This window comes from Streptomyces sp. TSRI0107 (assembly GCF_001905845.1).
Lineage (GTDB): Bacteria > Actinomycetota > Actinomycetes > Streptomycetales > Streptomycetaceae > Streptomyces.
The window spans coordinates 131,095-144,134 of record NZ_LIVZ01000002.1 but is presented as its reverse complement, the minus strand read 5'-3'; the positions used below and the strand labels follow the sequence as shown (position 1 = coordinate 144,134).

The following is a 13,040-nucleotide window of genomic DNA, read 5'->3' as shown; positions in this document are numbered from 1 at the left end:
CGCGGGGGTGAGTCGCACCCCCGGTTGCCGCGACCACGGGCGCCCCCTACCGTCACCCGCATGGTCGACCCGCTCTTCGGACACCCCCGGCTCGCCGCGCTCTACGACGTGCTCGACTCCGACCGCGGCGACCTGGACGCCTACCTCGGCGCCGTCGAGGAGTTCGGCGCCCGGACCGTGCTCGACATCGGCTGCGGTACTGGTGTCTTCGCGCTGCTCCTCGCGGAGCGCGGGGTCGACGTCGTCGGGGTCGACCCCGCCGGGGCCTCCCTGGACGTCGCCCGAGCCAAGCCGGGGGCCGAACGGGTGCGCTGGGTGCACGGCGACGTGACGGCACTGCCGCCGCTGCGGACCGACCTCGCCACGATGACGGGGAACGTCGCCCAGGCCATCACCGGCCCCGAGGCCTGGCGGCGCACCCTGCGCGGGGCGCACCGGGCGCTGCGGCCCGGCGGGCACCTCGTCCTCGAGACCCGCGATCCGGCACGCCGCGCCTGGGAGGAGTGGACCCGCGACGCCAGCCGGCGCGTCACGCACGTACCCGGCGTCGGCGCGGTCGACAACTGGGTCGAGGTGACCGCCGTCGACGGCCCGCTGGTCACCTTCCGCTGGACCTTCGTGTTCGACTCCGACGGGCAGGCGCTGACCTCGGACTCGACGCTGCGGTTCCGCGAACGGGACGAGGTGGCGGCGGACCTGGCCGCGCACGGCTATGTGGTGGAGGACGTCCGGGACGCTCCCGACCGCCCCGGCCGGGAGTTCGTCTTCGTCGCCCGCGCGGCCGGCTCAGCCGAAGGTGACGGGTCCGCGCGGGGTGTCGAGGGTGAAGGAGATGCCGACCGGCCCCTCCGCGAGGACCAGGTCGGTGCCCAGGGCTGACAGCAGCGGCCGGATCTCGTCCGGGTCGGGAGCCGTGGCCGTCAGCCGCAGCAGGGGAGTGGTGGGCAGACCCGTGGCCGTGGGATGCCGGGACGCGCCCCAGTCGATGAGGAACGGCACCAGACCGGAGGGGTGCGCGGCGGCGCCGTCGGTCAGCCGCCACTCCAGCAGGGTGCCGTCGGGCGTGCGGCGGCTCATCGCCCGGGCGGGGCCGGGGTCATAGCCGCGGGCCCGGGCGGACGCGATGGCCGCGTCGAGGTCCATCGTGCTGATCGCCCAGGTCACCGTACGCGGCCCGGACAGCGCGTCCACCCCGAAGGGACGGGGACCGGACGGGCCGGACTGCTCCGGGTCCGGCCCGATGATCTCCAGATACCCGGCACCGCCCAGACCGACCAAATGGTTACGGGTGCCCAGACCGACATGCGTACCGCCGACAGCCGGGGTCACCCCGGTCCGCCGGGTGAAGTCGGCCACCGTCGCGGCGAGATCGGGGGTGGCGAGCACGAGATGGTCCAGGTGTGCCGGAATCGTGTTCATCGCCGCCGAGGCTACGCCAACCCCCGCCCCGCTGTGGAACACCTGTGCGGGAGGATGGGCCCATGACTCGTCTGCCGCGCGCCCTGCCGTACGCCTCCCTGCTGCTGCCCGCGCTCCTCCTGACCGGCTGCGGCGAGCAGCGCCAGGCCGCCGACCAGACCGAAGTCGCCTCGCGTGCCCGGGCGTTGGGCATCGCGCCCGAGCACGTCTACGCGATCGAAGCCGACGGCTACACCGTGGCCCAGCAGTCCGTCGGCGTGTACGGCGGCGACGGCTTCTCCGCGGTCTACGTCTCCCGGTCCACCGGCGGCCAGATCCAACTCCGCGTCGACCGAACCGAGATGACCCCGAAGACCTGCCCCGAGCAGCCGGTCGGCGACGCCTCCGGCGGGCACACGGAATGCCGGAAGGACGGCGACGCCTGGTACCGCAGCGCCGGCGACCAGCGCGAGTACGCCGTCCCCAAGGACGGCCACGTCGTCCGGGTCGGCGGGGGCCCCGGCGTCAGCCGTGACGTCCTGCGCGAGGCGGCGCTCGGCGCGCACCATCCCACGGAGGAGGAACTCGACACTCTGCTGCCGGGGAACGGTGGCGGGGGCGGGGGCGGGAATGGTGGCGGTGAGGGGAACGGGACCGGTGGCGGGGGCGGCAACGGTGGCGGGGGCGGGGCCGGTGAGGGCGGCGAACCCGTCGAGCGCGGGGACCTGCCTCCGGTGGGCGACGGGGCGCCGAACAACGATGTGAACGCGGGCGGCTGACCTCACCACGGGGCCGGCAACGCCGAGGACGGCGAGGACGGCGAGGACGGCGAGGACTGCGAGGAGGCTCGGAGTGCCGAAAGTTTCGCGCCCATCGCAGCCCTGGGACCCCGCCCCGACCCCGCATAGGGTCGCCGCATGGCTCCGCGACTGCTCGTCTTCACCCGCACCACCGCCTACCGCCACGACTCCATCCCGGCCGGCGTCGCCGCCGTACGGGCGCTCGGGCGGTTCGAGGTGGAGCACACCGAGGACCCGGACGCGCTCGACGGGCCGCTGCACGGCTATGCCGCCGTCGTCTTCCTCTCCACCAGCGGCGAGGTCCTGACGCCCACCGGGCGCGCGCGGCTCGCCGCCTACCTGGAGGCGGGCGGCGGGTTCGTCGGCGTGCACGCCGCCGCCTGCACGGAGTACACCTGGCCCTACTACGGGGAGATGCTGGGCGCCTGGTTCGACCGGCACCCCGCCCACCAGCCCGGCAAGGCGCTCGTGGAGGACCGTACACACCCGGCCACCCGGCACCTGCCTGCCGTCTGGGACTTCACCGACGAGTGGTACGACTTCCGCACCAACCCGCGCGAACACGGGGTGCGCGTGCTGGTGTCCGCCGACGAATCCTCGTACGACGGTGGCGGGATGGGCGCCGACCACCCCCTGGTGTGGTGCCGGGAGCAGGGTGCCGGACGTGTCTTCTACACCGCCTTCGGCCATGCCGCCGAGGCGTACGACGACCCCGGGTTCCGGGAGCATCTGCGCGGCGGCATCGGCTGGGCGGCGCGGCTCGCCGAGTGATCCGGCCGCCGGCTCCGACGGTTGCTCAGCCGACGCGCGGCGGCGCCGTGCTGGCCCGGAGCACGAGGCGGGTGGAGAGTTCCGTACGGGTGCTCTCGGGGCGCTCCCCGTCCATCATGCGCACCAGCAGCCGCAACGCCGTCGCCGCCATCTCCGCCAGCGGCTGACGGACCGTGGTCAGCGCGGGCGCCGCCCAGCGGGCCTCGGGCAGGTCGTCGAATCCGACCACGCTGACGTCGTCCGGGATGCGGAGACCCCGCTCCGCCACCGCCTCGTACACCCCCAGCGCCATCCGGTCCGAACAGACGAACACGGCCGTCGGCGGCTCCGGCAGATCCAGCAACTCCGCCATGCGATGCCGGGCGACGGCCTCGTCGAACCCGGCGTGCCGCAGGTACTCCGGCCGGTGCGGCAGACCCGCCGAGGCCAGCGCCGAACGGTAACCGGCGAGCCGCGCGCCGCTGCACATCGTGCGGCGGCGGCCGGTGATCACCGCGATCCGCTCGTGCCCCAGGGACAGCAGATGCTCGGTCGCCGTCACCCCGCCCTGCCAGTTCGCCGCGCCCACCGACACCACGCCCGGCGGCGGCTCCAGCACCGGGTCGATCATCACGAACGGGATGCGGTGCTGTTCCAGCCACGCGTACTGCGTCTCGGTCAGCTCGGCCAGGTTGAACAACACCCCGGCCGAGCCGCGCACGGTCAGCTTGTCCAGCCAGCCCCGCTCGGGACGCCCGGCGCGGCTGCGGGCGAGCGCCGCCGAGACGACGACGTCCAGCCCCGCGTCGTGCGCCGCCTCCTCCACGCCGTGCAGCACCGCACCCGACCAGGAACTGTCCAGGGAGTGGACGACGAGGTCCACCATGCCCGGTGACTTGGCCGCGTCGAAGCGGGGTCTGCGCACATAACCGAGCCGGTCCAGCGCCTCGGTGACCCGGCGGCGCGTCTCCGGCGCCACGTCCTCGCGCCCGTTGACCACCTTGGACGCGGTGGGCACGGACACCCCCGCCTCCCGGGCCACCACCGCCAGCGTCGGACCGGCCGTCGCGCTCGCCCGTGCCGTTCGGCCCATCGGAAACCACCCCTCCGGCCCGCCCGAGGGCCCTCGAAAATTGCGACCAGCACCCTGCTCTCGGGTCGTCGCCTCGACCGTATAGAAAGCGCTTCCTACCCTAGGTGTGCGGCAGGGAGACGTGAAGACACGGGAAGGAGGGGAGTGCTGCCGCCTGAACTTTCGAAATCCGAACGCGTCGGAGGAATGGGGGTGTGGATGGGCGTGAATGGGTGTCGACGGGTGTGGGTGGGCGTGAACGGGTGTGGACGGGTGCGGAAGGGTGTGGACGGTGTGTCAGGCGATCCGGATGAGGTCCGCGTGCCGTACCTCGTGCACCGGCGGCAGCCCCTGCGCCAGGCGCTCCAGCTCCTCCACGACGATCCGCCCGAGCCGCTCCAGCTCGTTGCCCAGGGAGCCCGCGATGTGCGGGGTGAGGAAGACGTTGGGGAGCGTGTAGAGGGGGGAATCGGCCGGCAGCGGCTCGGGTTCCGTGACGTCGAGGACCGCGCTCAACCGGCCCGAGACCAGTTCGTCGGTGAGGGCGTCCTGGTCGACGAGGGCGCCCCGGGAGGTGTTGATCAGCACGCCGCCGTCGCGGATCAGGGCGAGACCGGCCCGGTCGACCATGTGACGCGTCTCGGGGATGTCGGGTGCGTGCAGACTGACGATGTCACTGCCGCGCAGCAACTCCTCCAGGGAGACGGCACGAACGCCGAGCGCGGCGGCCTCGGCGGCGTCCACGTACGGGTCGTACAGCAGGACCTCGAACTCGTGTGGCCGTAGCAGCTCCAGCAGCCGGCGGCCCACCCGCGAGGCCCCGACGACGCCGACGCGGCGGCCCAGGTTGCCGATGGCGGCGGTCTGTGCGGGCGTCGGGAACGTGTGCGTGGCGCGATACCGCTCCCGGTGTCCGAACGCGTCCTTGCCGGCCAGCAGGATCATCGCCAGCGTGTACTCGGCGACCGGGACCGCGTTGCCGGTGACCGCGCTGGAGACTTTCACGCCGTGCTGCCAGAGCGCGTCACCGACCAGGGATCGGACCGAGCCGGCGGCGTGCAGCACGGCCCGCAGCCGGGGCGCGGCGGCGAGGACGTCCGCACCGAGGTGAGGGCAGCCCCAGCCGGTGATCAGTACGTCCGCGCCGGCCAGCGCGTCGGCGGCGGCCTGGTCGGCGAAGTCCCGTACGACGAGAGCGGGGTCGAGCTCCGCGGTTCGCAGCAGCCGGGCCAGGAGGGCGTCGGGGAAGAGCCGGGCGAGGTGCACCGGATCCATGGCGAACACGGCCCTGGGCAACTGGGCGCTGGGCATGACTCTCCTGACGGGCGAGGGAGGTGCGAGAGGTGCGAGGAGTGCCTGAGGTGGTGATCGGCTCTGAAAGCGCCTTCTACCGTAGGTGTGCGGCTGAGGGAGGGTCAATTGCGGAATGCCGGCGGTAGGCGGTAGGCGGTATGCGATCGGCGATATGCCGTATTCGTTGCTGCGGTCTGCGGTCTGCGGTCTGCGGTCTGCGGTCTGCGGTGTGGCGGGATCCGAGATCCGGGATATGGGATGCGGGGATGCGTGATGCGGGGCAGTCACCCGTCGGCGGCATACCGTATACCGCCCGCTCTGGCCTCCACCGGAATACCTCCCCGCGATGCGATGCTCTGACATGAACGGTGCACGAGCGCTGCGAGGAGCTGGTGGCGGATGGCGGCAGCAGACCGGACAGACCCGACAGGCCCCGTGGTCCACACGCCTTACGGAGCCGTACGCGGCACGTACGAGCACGGTGTCGCCGTGTTCCGAGGCATCCCCTACGCGGCGCCCCCCTTCGGGCCGAACCGCTTCCGGCCACCCGTCCCGCCCGAGCCCTGGCACGGAATCCGGGATGCACTCGCCTTCGGTCCGACCCCGCCGAAACCGCCGTACTCCGAGGCCTTCGCGCAGTACCTGTCCGACCCGGTCGTGCCTGGCGACGACTGCCTCAACCTGAACGTGTGGACACCCGAGCCGGGCCCCGGAGCCCGGCTTCCGGTTCTCGTCTGGCTGCACGGCGGGGCTCTGACCAGGGGATCCTCAAGTGTGCCGGTGTACGACGGCCGCACTTTCGCCCGCGACGGCGTCGTCTTCGTGTCGATCAACTACCGGCTCGGCGTCGAGGGCTACGGACTGTTCCCGGACGCCCCCGCCAACCCCGGCCTGCGCGACCAACTCGCCGCCCTGCACTGGGTGCGCGAGGCGATCGCGGCCTTCGGTGGCGACCCGGACGCCATCACCCTGGCCGGCCAGTCCGCAGGTGCCATCAGCATCGGCGCCTTGATCGCCGCCCCGCAGGCCCAGGGCCTGTTCCGGCGGGCCGTGCTGCAGAGCGGGGCGCCGGAGGCCTCCGACCGGGACAAGGTACGGCGCATGGTGCGCCGGATGGCCACCCGGCTGAAGGTGCCCGCGACCGCCGAGGCCTTCGCCGCCGTCGACCGGGAGCTGCTGCTGCGCGCCCAGGCCGAGGTCGGCCGTCTCGGCAGCCCCGTCCTGGGCGGGCCCGCCTTCGGCATCGTCGTCGACGGCGACCTCGTACCCCGCGACCCGCTGGAGGCCCTGGTCGACGGCGAGGCCGCGGCGGGCGCCGAACTGCTCATGGGGTGGACCCGGGACGAGTACCGCCTGTGGCTGGTCCCCGGCGGGCTCCTGGAACGCGTCGACCGCCTCGGCCCGGTGGCCCTCGCCGGCGCCATGGCCCGCTGTCACGCCGGCCACGAGGTGCCGCGCGGCTATCGTGCCCTGCACCCTGGGGCCGGGCCCGCCGAGATCGTCGGCCAGATGGTCACCGACCATCTGCTGCGGCGCCCGCTGCACCGCCTCGCCGACGCCCGCCCCGGCTCGTCGTACGTCTACGAGTTCGCCTGGCCGTCACAGCGGCCCGGCCTCGGCGCCTGCCACGCCCTGGAGCTGGGCTTCGTCTTCGACAGCGGTGAGGTGCCCGAGTCGGCCAAGCTGGCCGGCGAGGGCGCCCCGCAGGAGCTGGCCGACGCCATGCACGCCGCGTGGGTACGGTTCACCGTCGACGGAAGCCCCGGCTGGGAGGCCTGGGATACCGCACACCCCGTACGGATCTTCGGCGACGGTGAGCCGCATACCGTATACGGTCCACGGGATCCCCAACTCGCCCTGTGGACTGTCGACCCCGCCGCCACGCCTCCGGATCCGGAATCACCACCCGCACCGGCCCCGGCCGACGGTACGCCCACCCGCGGCACGGGCACGCAACCGCGGTCGGTGGCACGTCTCCTCCGTCGCCCCGGCGGCGTCCGTCGGCACTGACACCGATACACCGCCACACCGCCCATCAGCGGCTCCGGGAATGCAGGGCCAGTCGACCGTCTGCCCGCAGGCTCAGCCGACCGCAGCGACCGAATCCCGCACCACCACGTGCGTACCGAGCAGCAGATGCTCGTCCGGGGCGTCCGGGGTGCGGCCGAGTGCGGTGCGGACGGCTAGCCGGCCCAGTTCCTCGTAGGGCACGCGGACCGTGGTGAGCGCCGGATGCAGATCGCGGGCGAAGGGGATGTCGTCGTAGCCGGCCAGTGAGACGTCGCGGGGTACGTCGAGGCCCGCCTCGTGCAGTGCCGTGAGCGCGCCCGCGGCGACCGTGTCGCTGGCGGCCACCACGGCGGTGAACTCCAGCCCGTCCGCGAGGGCGCGGCGCATCAGGCGGTGGCCCGAGTCGCGGGTGAAGTCGCCGTGCAGCAGCAGCGCCGGATCCGGCTCGACGGCGCGCGCCCGATGGGCGGCGAGGTAGCCGCGTTCGCGACCCTGGGCCGTCGTGTGGTCGGGCTTGCCGCCGAGGAAGAGGATCCGCCGGTGCCCCTGGGCGAGGACGTGCGCGACCAGGGCGTGGGTGCCGCCCTCGTTGTCGTACTCGACGACCGTCATCGGCGCCCCCGGCCCGAGCGGCGGCCGGCCGCACAGCACCAGCCGGGAGCCCGCCGACGCCAGCGAGTCCGCCATCCGGCGGGTGCGCTCCCGGTACGCGGGGGTGTCCGTGCCGCCGCCGACCAGGATCACGGCGGCCGCGCGCTGCGCCCGCATCATCTCCACGAAGTCCAGTTCGTGCCGCACGTCGCCCTCCGTGCTGCACACCAGGCACAGATGCCCGTGCCGGGCTGCCTCCCGCTCCACCCCGTGCGCCATGTGCGCGGACGCCGGGCCGGTGATGTCCTCCAGCACGAACGCCAGGGACGGCGTACCCGCACCGGCGACCGCTCTGGCGCGGGCGTCGGCGACGTAGTCCAGGTCGCGCACCGCCCGCAGTACGCGCGTACGCGTCGACGAGCTGACCGGATACTCGCCGCCCAGCACCCGGGACACCGTCGACGCGGACACCCCGGCCCGCGTCGCGACGTCCCGGATCGTGCTGCGGCCGGCGTCGCCGCTCTTCCTCGTCATACCCGCTCGCCCCTTCCGCCGGGCCCGGCAGCGGCCTCTGGGGACCCGCGGGAAGGCCTAGAAACCGGTTCCCGACCTTCCCGGTGCGTGGAGGCTAGCAGCGTGTGACGGTGTCGAGGAGGCGGCGCGGAGGTTGTGCGGAGGCCGCGTGGGGGCGCCGGAGTCAGGCGGGGGAGCGGTGCGCGACGCTCACGCCGTCCGCAGCGTGTCCGCGATCGACGCGATGGCCTGCGGACCCACCCGGCAGCAGCCGCCGATCAGCCGCGCCCCGCCCGCCAGCCAGCCCTCGACCTGCGCGGCGGTGAAGGTGGAGCGGCCCTTCCAGGCACGGGCCCCGGCATCCCACGTCTCCCCGCTGTTCGGATAGACGACCACCGGTTTGCCGGTCACCCGGGCCGCCGTCGCCACCGCCGCGTCGACATCCTGCGGGGCGCAGCAGTTGACGCCCACCGCGATCACCTCGTCCACGTCGGCGGCGAGTGCGAACGCCTCCTCCAACGGCTGGCCGGCACGCGTCCGTCCACCGTCGACGGTATACGACATCCAGGCCGGCACCCCGAGCCCGCGCACCGCCCGCAACAGTGCCGCCGCCTCGTCGGCGTCCGGCACCGTCTCCAGCGCCAGCACGTCCGGCGCGGCGGCGGCCAGCACCTCCAGACGCGGCCGGTGGAAACGCTCCAGTTCGTCGACCGAGAGCCCGTAACGACCCCGGTACTCCGACCCGTCCGCCAGCATCGCCCCGTACGGCCCGACCGACGCCGCCACCCACAACGGCCGGCCGGCGCCCCCGGCGCGCGCCCGCCGGGCCGCCTCTCGCGCCGACTCCACACTCGACGCGATCAGTCCGGCCGCCCGCTCGCGCCCGATGCCGCGCTTGGCGAACCCCTCGAAGGTGGCCTGATAGCTGGCGGTGATGGCGACGTCGGCGCCCGCCTCGAAGTAGGCCAGGTGCGCCTCGACGACCGCCTCGGGCCGCTCGGCGAGCAGCCGCGCTGACCACAGCTCGTCACTCAGATCGTGCCCCGCGGACTCCAGCTGGTTGGACATGCCTCCGTCCAGCACGACCGTCCCGGCGGCTAGGGCGTCCGCGAACGCGGGGATATCGCTGGTCATGCCACGACGCTAATCGATGAGGCGGGTAGGAGAGGCCCGTGGCCGCAGGAAGCGGAGCTGCCCGGAGTGGAGCCGCACGGAGCGGAGAGAGATCCTCGGCGGCGCCGGCCGGCCCGTCCTCGAACCCCTGGTGCACAACCCCGAGAACGGCGTGACGGCAGGCGTCCGGCGGGTCCGCCGCGGTGAGCGCACGGCCGTACTCAAGGTGCTGACCTGCCGCAAGGAGGCCGACGGCCGCTGGGCCGCCTTCGACGACCCCCGGCACTGGAACTACTGGCGCCGCGAGGCCCACGTCTACGAGTCGGGACTCGCCCGGCACTGGCAGCCGTACGGCATCCGCGCACCCCGCCTCCTGGCGCGCGTCGACCAGCCGGACGGCGACTTCGCGCTGTGGCTGGAGGACGTCCCCGGCGAACCGGCCACCGCCTGGCCGCTCGCCCGGCACATCGAGCACGCCCGTCGGCTGGGCGCCGCGCACGGAGCTGGTGAGCCCGCCTGACGACTGGGGGTGTGCGCCTCGGCGGTGACGTACGACTGGCTCACCGTGCTGATGCCGGCCCGCGCGGGCGAGGAGCAGCTGGACTACGGCGGCGCCGGTACGGTCGCCCGAACTCCGCTACCGGGAGCGGGGCAAAGCTTTCGCGTTCCTGGCCGGCTGGGCCGCCGAGGCCCGGGCCTCGCACCCCTACTGGGGTTTCCGGAGGCGCCGAGCGGACGCTGAGCGGGCCGGACATCGGCCACCGGGCGAGGCCTGAACCCCGTCCTTCCCCACAGCCGACTCCACCAGAGACCATGGAGCGTGCGCCCGGCGGACTGGCAACTCACCGAAGACGTCGACGACTTCCTCGCCCGAGCCGGAGACTTCCTGCGCTCGCGCCCCGTCCTGCACACCATGCCGCTGTCGGTGACCGAGAAGCTGCGCACACTGGGGGCTGCCGCGTACGGAACTCCGGGCCCCGTCTTCGGCAGGCTGGAGCGGGCGGGCGAGGTCGGCGCTGTCTTCTACCGGTTCCCGTCCCGAGGGCTGAGCGTCACCGCTCTCACGCCCGGGCAGGCCGACACCCTCGCCGCTCACCTGGTCGACCTGGGGTACTCCCTTCCGTTCGTCAGCGCGGACCACAGCACCGCCGCCGCTTTCACCGAGGCCTGGCAGCGGCGCACGGGCGCGACGCCGACGCTCCGGGTCCGGCTCCACCTGTACCGGCTCGGCACGCTCACCCCGCCGGAGCCGTTCCCCGAGGGCGGGGGCCGGCTCGTGGGGGAGCGGGACCACGAGCACCTCATGCGCTGGTGCCGTGAGTTCGCCGCGGACGTCGGGGAGGCCGTGACCATCGACGCCGCCTCCTGGGCCGGCACCCGCTTCGCCGAGAAGAGCTACACCTTCTGGGAGACCCCGGACGGCACGCCCGTCTCCATGGCGGGCGCGAACCCGATGGTCGCCGGCCAGGTCCGGGTGGATCCTGTATACACTCCGGCCCACCTGCGCGGACGCGGCTACGCGGGCGCCGTGACGGTCGAGGTCAGCCGGGCCGCGCTGGACGCGGGCGCCAAGGAAGTCGTGCTGTTCACGAACGCGGCCAACCCCACCAGCAACGCCCTCTACCAGCGCATCGGATACCGCCGGGTCACCGACTTCGCCGTCTACGACTTCGCAGGGCAGGACCTCTCGGGCCAAGACCTCACAGGCCAAGACCTCTCGGGCCAAGACCTCACCCGGTAAGTCTTCACGGACTCGGGGGCCTGCCGACAGGCGGCCGTCAGAACGGGGGCCACTGCGAACCGGGGGGCGGGGCCGGATTGATCCGTCCGCCGTCCCGCACCTCCTCCGGCCAGCGCCGGTCGATGACGGTCGCGGTCTCCTTGCAGGCCTGACAGGCGTGCGGCGCTTCCGGCATCCACCAGTACGGGGTGGCGGTCAGGCCGTCGTGGGCGATGCCGCACAAGGTCGTACCGAAGTGTCCGTAGGCGTGGGCGACGGCTTCCGGCAGCTCAGGTCCCTCCGCCCGTTCCCAGCGCCGGCTCATGGGCTCGTACTGCGGGCGTGAGACCTCGTGCGGGTGGTGTCCCAGGTCGGTCCAGGCGTAGCACCAGCCGCAGAACCACCGTTCCCTCAGCGACGGCTCCCATCGCATCCGCGACTCCGGCTCCGGCTCCCGCCGCATCTCGTGTCCGCACACGTCACAGGTCACGGGACGACCGTCTCACAGGGCCCTCTCGCAGAGCCCTCTCACGGGAACCCCTACGGGGCGCCCCTCTCACGGGGCGGTCACCTGTCCCACCGGACCCGTTGACCTGTCCCCAACACGCCCATAGCTTGTGCGCGTTCGGAATGGCAGATGGTGTCCGAAATTTCGAATCGAAGCATCGAGAGGCAGTCTGCATGAGCCGCGCCGACGACCGACCCCCCACTCCCCACCACCCCCACCGCCGACTCGTCCTGAAGGGCGCCGCACTCGCCGCGGGCGCCCTGGCCGCCGCTCCCGCCGGGGCGTCGGCGGCTCCGTCCACCACATCCCCCAAGGCAGCCCCGTACGTGAACCCCCTGGTCCCCAACCGTGCCGACCCGCACATCAACCGGCACACCGACGGCTTCTACTACTTCACCGCCACCGCCCCCGAGTACGACCGGATCGTCCTGCGCCGCTCCCGCACGCTCAACGGCCTGTCCACGGCCGCCGAGTCCGTCATCTGGCGGGTGCACCCCTCCGGTGACATGGGCGCGCACATCTGGGCGCCCGAACTGCACCGGGTGGACGGCAAGTGGTACATCTACTTCGCCGCCGCGCCCAAGGAGGACGTCTGGCAGATCCGGATCTGGGTGCTGGAGAACGCCCACCCGAACCCGCTGCGCGGCACCTGGGTCGAGAAGGGCCGGATCAGGACCGCCTGGGAGACCTTCTCCCTGGACGCCACCACCTTCACCCACCGCGGCACCCGCTACCTCGCCTGGGCCCAGCACGAGCCCGGCATGGGCAACAACACCGCGCTGTGGCTGTCGGAGATGGCCGACCCGTGGACGCTGACCGGCCCGCAAGTGCGACTGTCCACACCCGAACTGGACTGGGAGTGCGTCGGCTTCAAGGTCAACGAGGGCCCTTACGTCCTCCAGCGCAACGGCCGCGTCTTCATGACCTACTCCGCCAGCGCCACGGACCACAACTACTGCGTCGGTCTCCTGACCGCCGATGCCGGCAGCGACCTCATGGACCCCGCCAGCTGGGCGAAGTCACCGGTCCCCGTCTTCACCAGCAATGACTCCACCAGGCAGTACGGGCCCGGCCACAACTGCTTCACCGTCGCCGAGGACGGCAGCACCGACGTCCTCGTCTACCACGCCCGCCAGTACAAGGAGATCGTCGGTGATCCGCTGAACGACCCCAACCGGCACACCCGGATCCAGAAGCTCGGCTGGAAGCCGGACGGCACCCCGGACTTCGGCGTCCCGGTCGCCGACACCCCCGCACGGGCGGAGGACTGAG

13 protein-coding genes are annotated in these 13,040 nt (G+C 73.1%); 7 read left to right on the top strand and 6 right to left on the bottom strand.

Going from position 1 to position 13,040, the window contains the following annotated elements:
- Positions 1 to 60: 60 nt before the first annotated feature.
- Entirely contained in the window at positions 61 to 879 is an 819-nt protein-coding gene (locus tag AMK31_RS04840) for a class I SAM-dependent methyltransferase (RefSeq protein WP_079186695.1), read from the top strand.
- Here the strand turns inward: AMK31_RS04840 and AMK31_RS04835 are convergent.
- Positions 787 to 1,419 (bottom strand): VOC family protein, encoded by a 633-nt coding sequence (locus tag AMK31_RS04835; protein ID WP_073939112.1) that lies wholly within the window; start codon positions 1,417 to 1,419, stop codon positions 787 to 789. The genes AMK31_RS04840 and AMK31_RS04835 overlap by 93 nt on opposite strands.
- Before the next feature lie 62 nt (positions 1,420 to 1,481).
- Here AMK31_RS04835 and AMK31_RS40875 point away from each other — a divergent pair, with 62 nt between their 5' ends.
- A complete protein-coding gene (locus tag AMK31_RS40875; RefSeq protein WP_073939111.1) occupies positions 1,482 to 2,177 on the top strand; it encodes a hypothetical protein in 696 nt (231 codons plus the stop codon).
- Positions 2,178 to 2,315: 138 nt separating this feature from the next.
- On the top strand, positions 2,316 to 2,969 hold the full coding sequence (locus AMK31_RS04825) for a ThuA domain-containing protein (protein WP_073939110.1): 654 nt from the start codon (positions 2,316 to 2,318) through the stop codon (positions 2,967 to 2,969).
- Positions 2,970 to 2,994: 25 nt separating this feature from the next.
- Here the strand turns inward: AMK31_RS04825 and AMK31_RS04820 are convergent, their stop codons facing one another.
- Both AMK31_RS04820 and AMK31_RS04815 read right to left on the bottom strand, forming a co-directional pair.
- Positions 2,995 to 4,041 carry a LacI family DNA-binding transcriptional regulator gene (locus AMK31_RS04820; RefSeq protein WP_073939109.1) on the bottom strand — a complete coding sequence of 349 codons (1,047 nt, stop codon included), beginning with the start codon at positions 4,039 to 4,041 and terminating at the stop codon, positions 2,995 to 2,997.
- A gap of 276 nt (positions 4,042 to 4,317) precedes the next feature.
- On the bottom strand, positions 4,318 to 5,331 hold the full coding sequence (locus tag AMK31_RS04815; RefSeq protein ID WP_198948422.1) for a hydroxyacid dehydrogenase: 1,014 nt from the start codon (positions 5,329 to 5,331) through the stop codon (positions 4,318 to 4,320).
- Between the two features lie 381 nt (positions 5,332 to 5,712).
- Between AMK31_RS04815 and AMK31_RS04810 the strand changes: the two genes are divergently transcribed.
- The gene (locus tag AMK31_RS04810; RefSeq protein WP_198948421.1) at positions 5,713 to 7,323 is read left to right on the top strand and encodes a carboxylesterase/lipase family protein; all 1,611 of its coding nucleotides are present in this window, start codon (positions 5,713 to 5,715) and stop codon (positions 7,321 to 7,323) included.
- A gap of 72 nt (positions 7,324 to 7,395) precedes the next feature.
- Here AMK31_RS04810 and AMK31_RS04805 read toward each other — a convergent pair whose 3' ends face one another.
- Complete coding sequence (locus tag AMK31_RS04805; protein ID WP_073939106.1) at positions 7,396 to 8,448, bottom strand: LacI family DNA-binding transcriptional regulator; 1,053 nt, start codon at positions 8,446 to 8,448, stop codon at positions 7,396 to 7,398.
- A gap of 189 nt (positions 8,449 to 8,637) precedes the next feature.
- Positions 8,638 to 9,561 (bottom strand): homocysteine S-methyltransferase, encoded by a 924-nt coding sequence (gene mmuM, locus AMK31_RS04800; protein ID WP_073939105.1) that lies wholly within the window; start codon positions 9,559 to 9,561, stop codon positions 8,638 to 8,640.
- A gap of 16 nt (positions 9,562 to 9,577) precedes the next feature.
- Between mmuM and AMK31_RS41295 the strand changes: the two genes are divergently transcribed.
- On the top strand, positions 9,578 to 10,060 hold the full coding sequence (locus tag AMK31_RS41295) for a hypothetical protein (protein WP_241842534.1): 483 nt from the start codon (positions 9,578 to 9,580) through the stop codon (positions 10,058 to 10,060).
- Positions 10,061 to 10,360: 300 nt separating this feature from the next.
- On the top strand, positions 10,361 to 11,281 hold the full coding sequence (locus AMK31_RS04790; RefSeq protein WP_073939103.1) for a GNAT family N-acetyltransferase: 921 nt from the start codon (positions 10,361 to 10,363) through the stop codon (positions 11,279 to 11,281).
- A gap of 37 nt (positions 11,282 to 11,318) precedes the next feature.
- Here the strand turns inward: AMK31_RS04790 and AMK31_RS04785 are convergent, their stop codons facing one another.
- The gene (locus AMK31_RS04785) at positions 11,319 to 11,750 is read right to left on the bottom strand and encodes a hypothetical protein (protein ID WP_073939102.1); all 432 of its coding nucleotides are present in this window, start codon (positions 11,748 to 11,750) and stop codon (positions 11,319 to 11,321) included.
- Positions 11,751 to 11,941: 191 nt separating this feature from the next.
- On the opposite strand from AMK31_RS04785, the gene AMK31_RS04780 reads away from it, so the two are divergent.
- Positions 11,942 to 13,039 (top strand): glycoside hydrolase family 43 protein, encoded by a 1,098-nt coding sequence (locus AMK31_RS04780; RefSeq protein WP_073939101.1) that lies wholly within the window; start codon positions 11,942 to 11,944, stop codon positions 13,037 to 13,039.
- The last annotated feature ends 1 nt before the right edge of the window (position 13,040 follow it).

Bases quoted from the DNA above. Each gene is read 5' to 3' on its own strand.
- AMK31_RS04840 (WP_079186695.1), top strand. From the start codon at position 61: ATGGTCGACCCGCTCTTCGGACACCCCCGGCTCGCCGCGCTCTACGAC.
- AMK31_RS04835 (WP_073939112.1), bottom strand. From the start codon at position 1,419: ATGAACACGATTCCGGCACACCTGGACCATCTCGTGCTCGCCACCCCC.
- AMK31_RS40875 (WP_073939111.1), top strand. From the start codon at position 1,482: ATGACTCGTCTGCCGCGCGCCCTGCCGTACGCCTCCCTGCTGCTGCCC.
- AMK31_RS04825 (WP_073939110.1), top strand. From the start codon at position 2,316: ATGGCTCCGCGACTGCTCGTCTTCACCCGCACCACCGCCTACCGCCAC.
- AMK31_RS04820 (WP_073939109.1), bottom strand. From the start codon at position 4,041: ATGGGCCGAACGGCACGGGCGAGCGCGACGGCCGGTCCGACGCTGGCG.
- AMK31_RS04815 (WP_198948422.1), bottom strand. From the start codon at position 5,331: ATGCCCAGCGCCCAGTTGCCCAGGGCCGTGTTCGCCATGGATCCGGTG.
- AMK31_RS04810 (WP_198948421.1), top strand. From the start codon at position 5,713: ATGGCGGCAGCAGACCGGACAGACCCGACAGGCCCCGTGGTCCACACG.
- AMK31_RS04805 (WP_073939106.1), bottom strand. From the start codon at position 8,448: ATGACGAGGAAGAGCGGCGACGCCGGCCGCAGCACGATCCGGGACGTC.
- mmuM (WP_073939105.1), bottom strand. From the start codon at position 9,561: ATGACCAGCGATATCCCCGCGTTCGCGGACGCCCTAGCCGCCGGGACG.
- AMK31_RS41295 (WP_241842534.1), top strand. From the start codon at position 9,578: ATGAGGCGGGTAGGAGAGGCCCGTGGCCGCAGGAAGCGGAGCTGCCCG.
- AMK31_RS04780 (WP_073939101.1), top strand. From the start codon at position 11,942: ATGAGCCGCGCCGACGACCGACCCCCCACTCCCCACCACCCCCACCGC.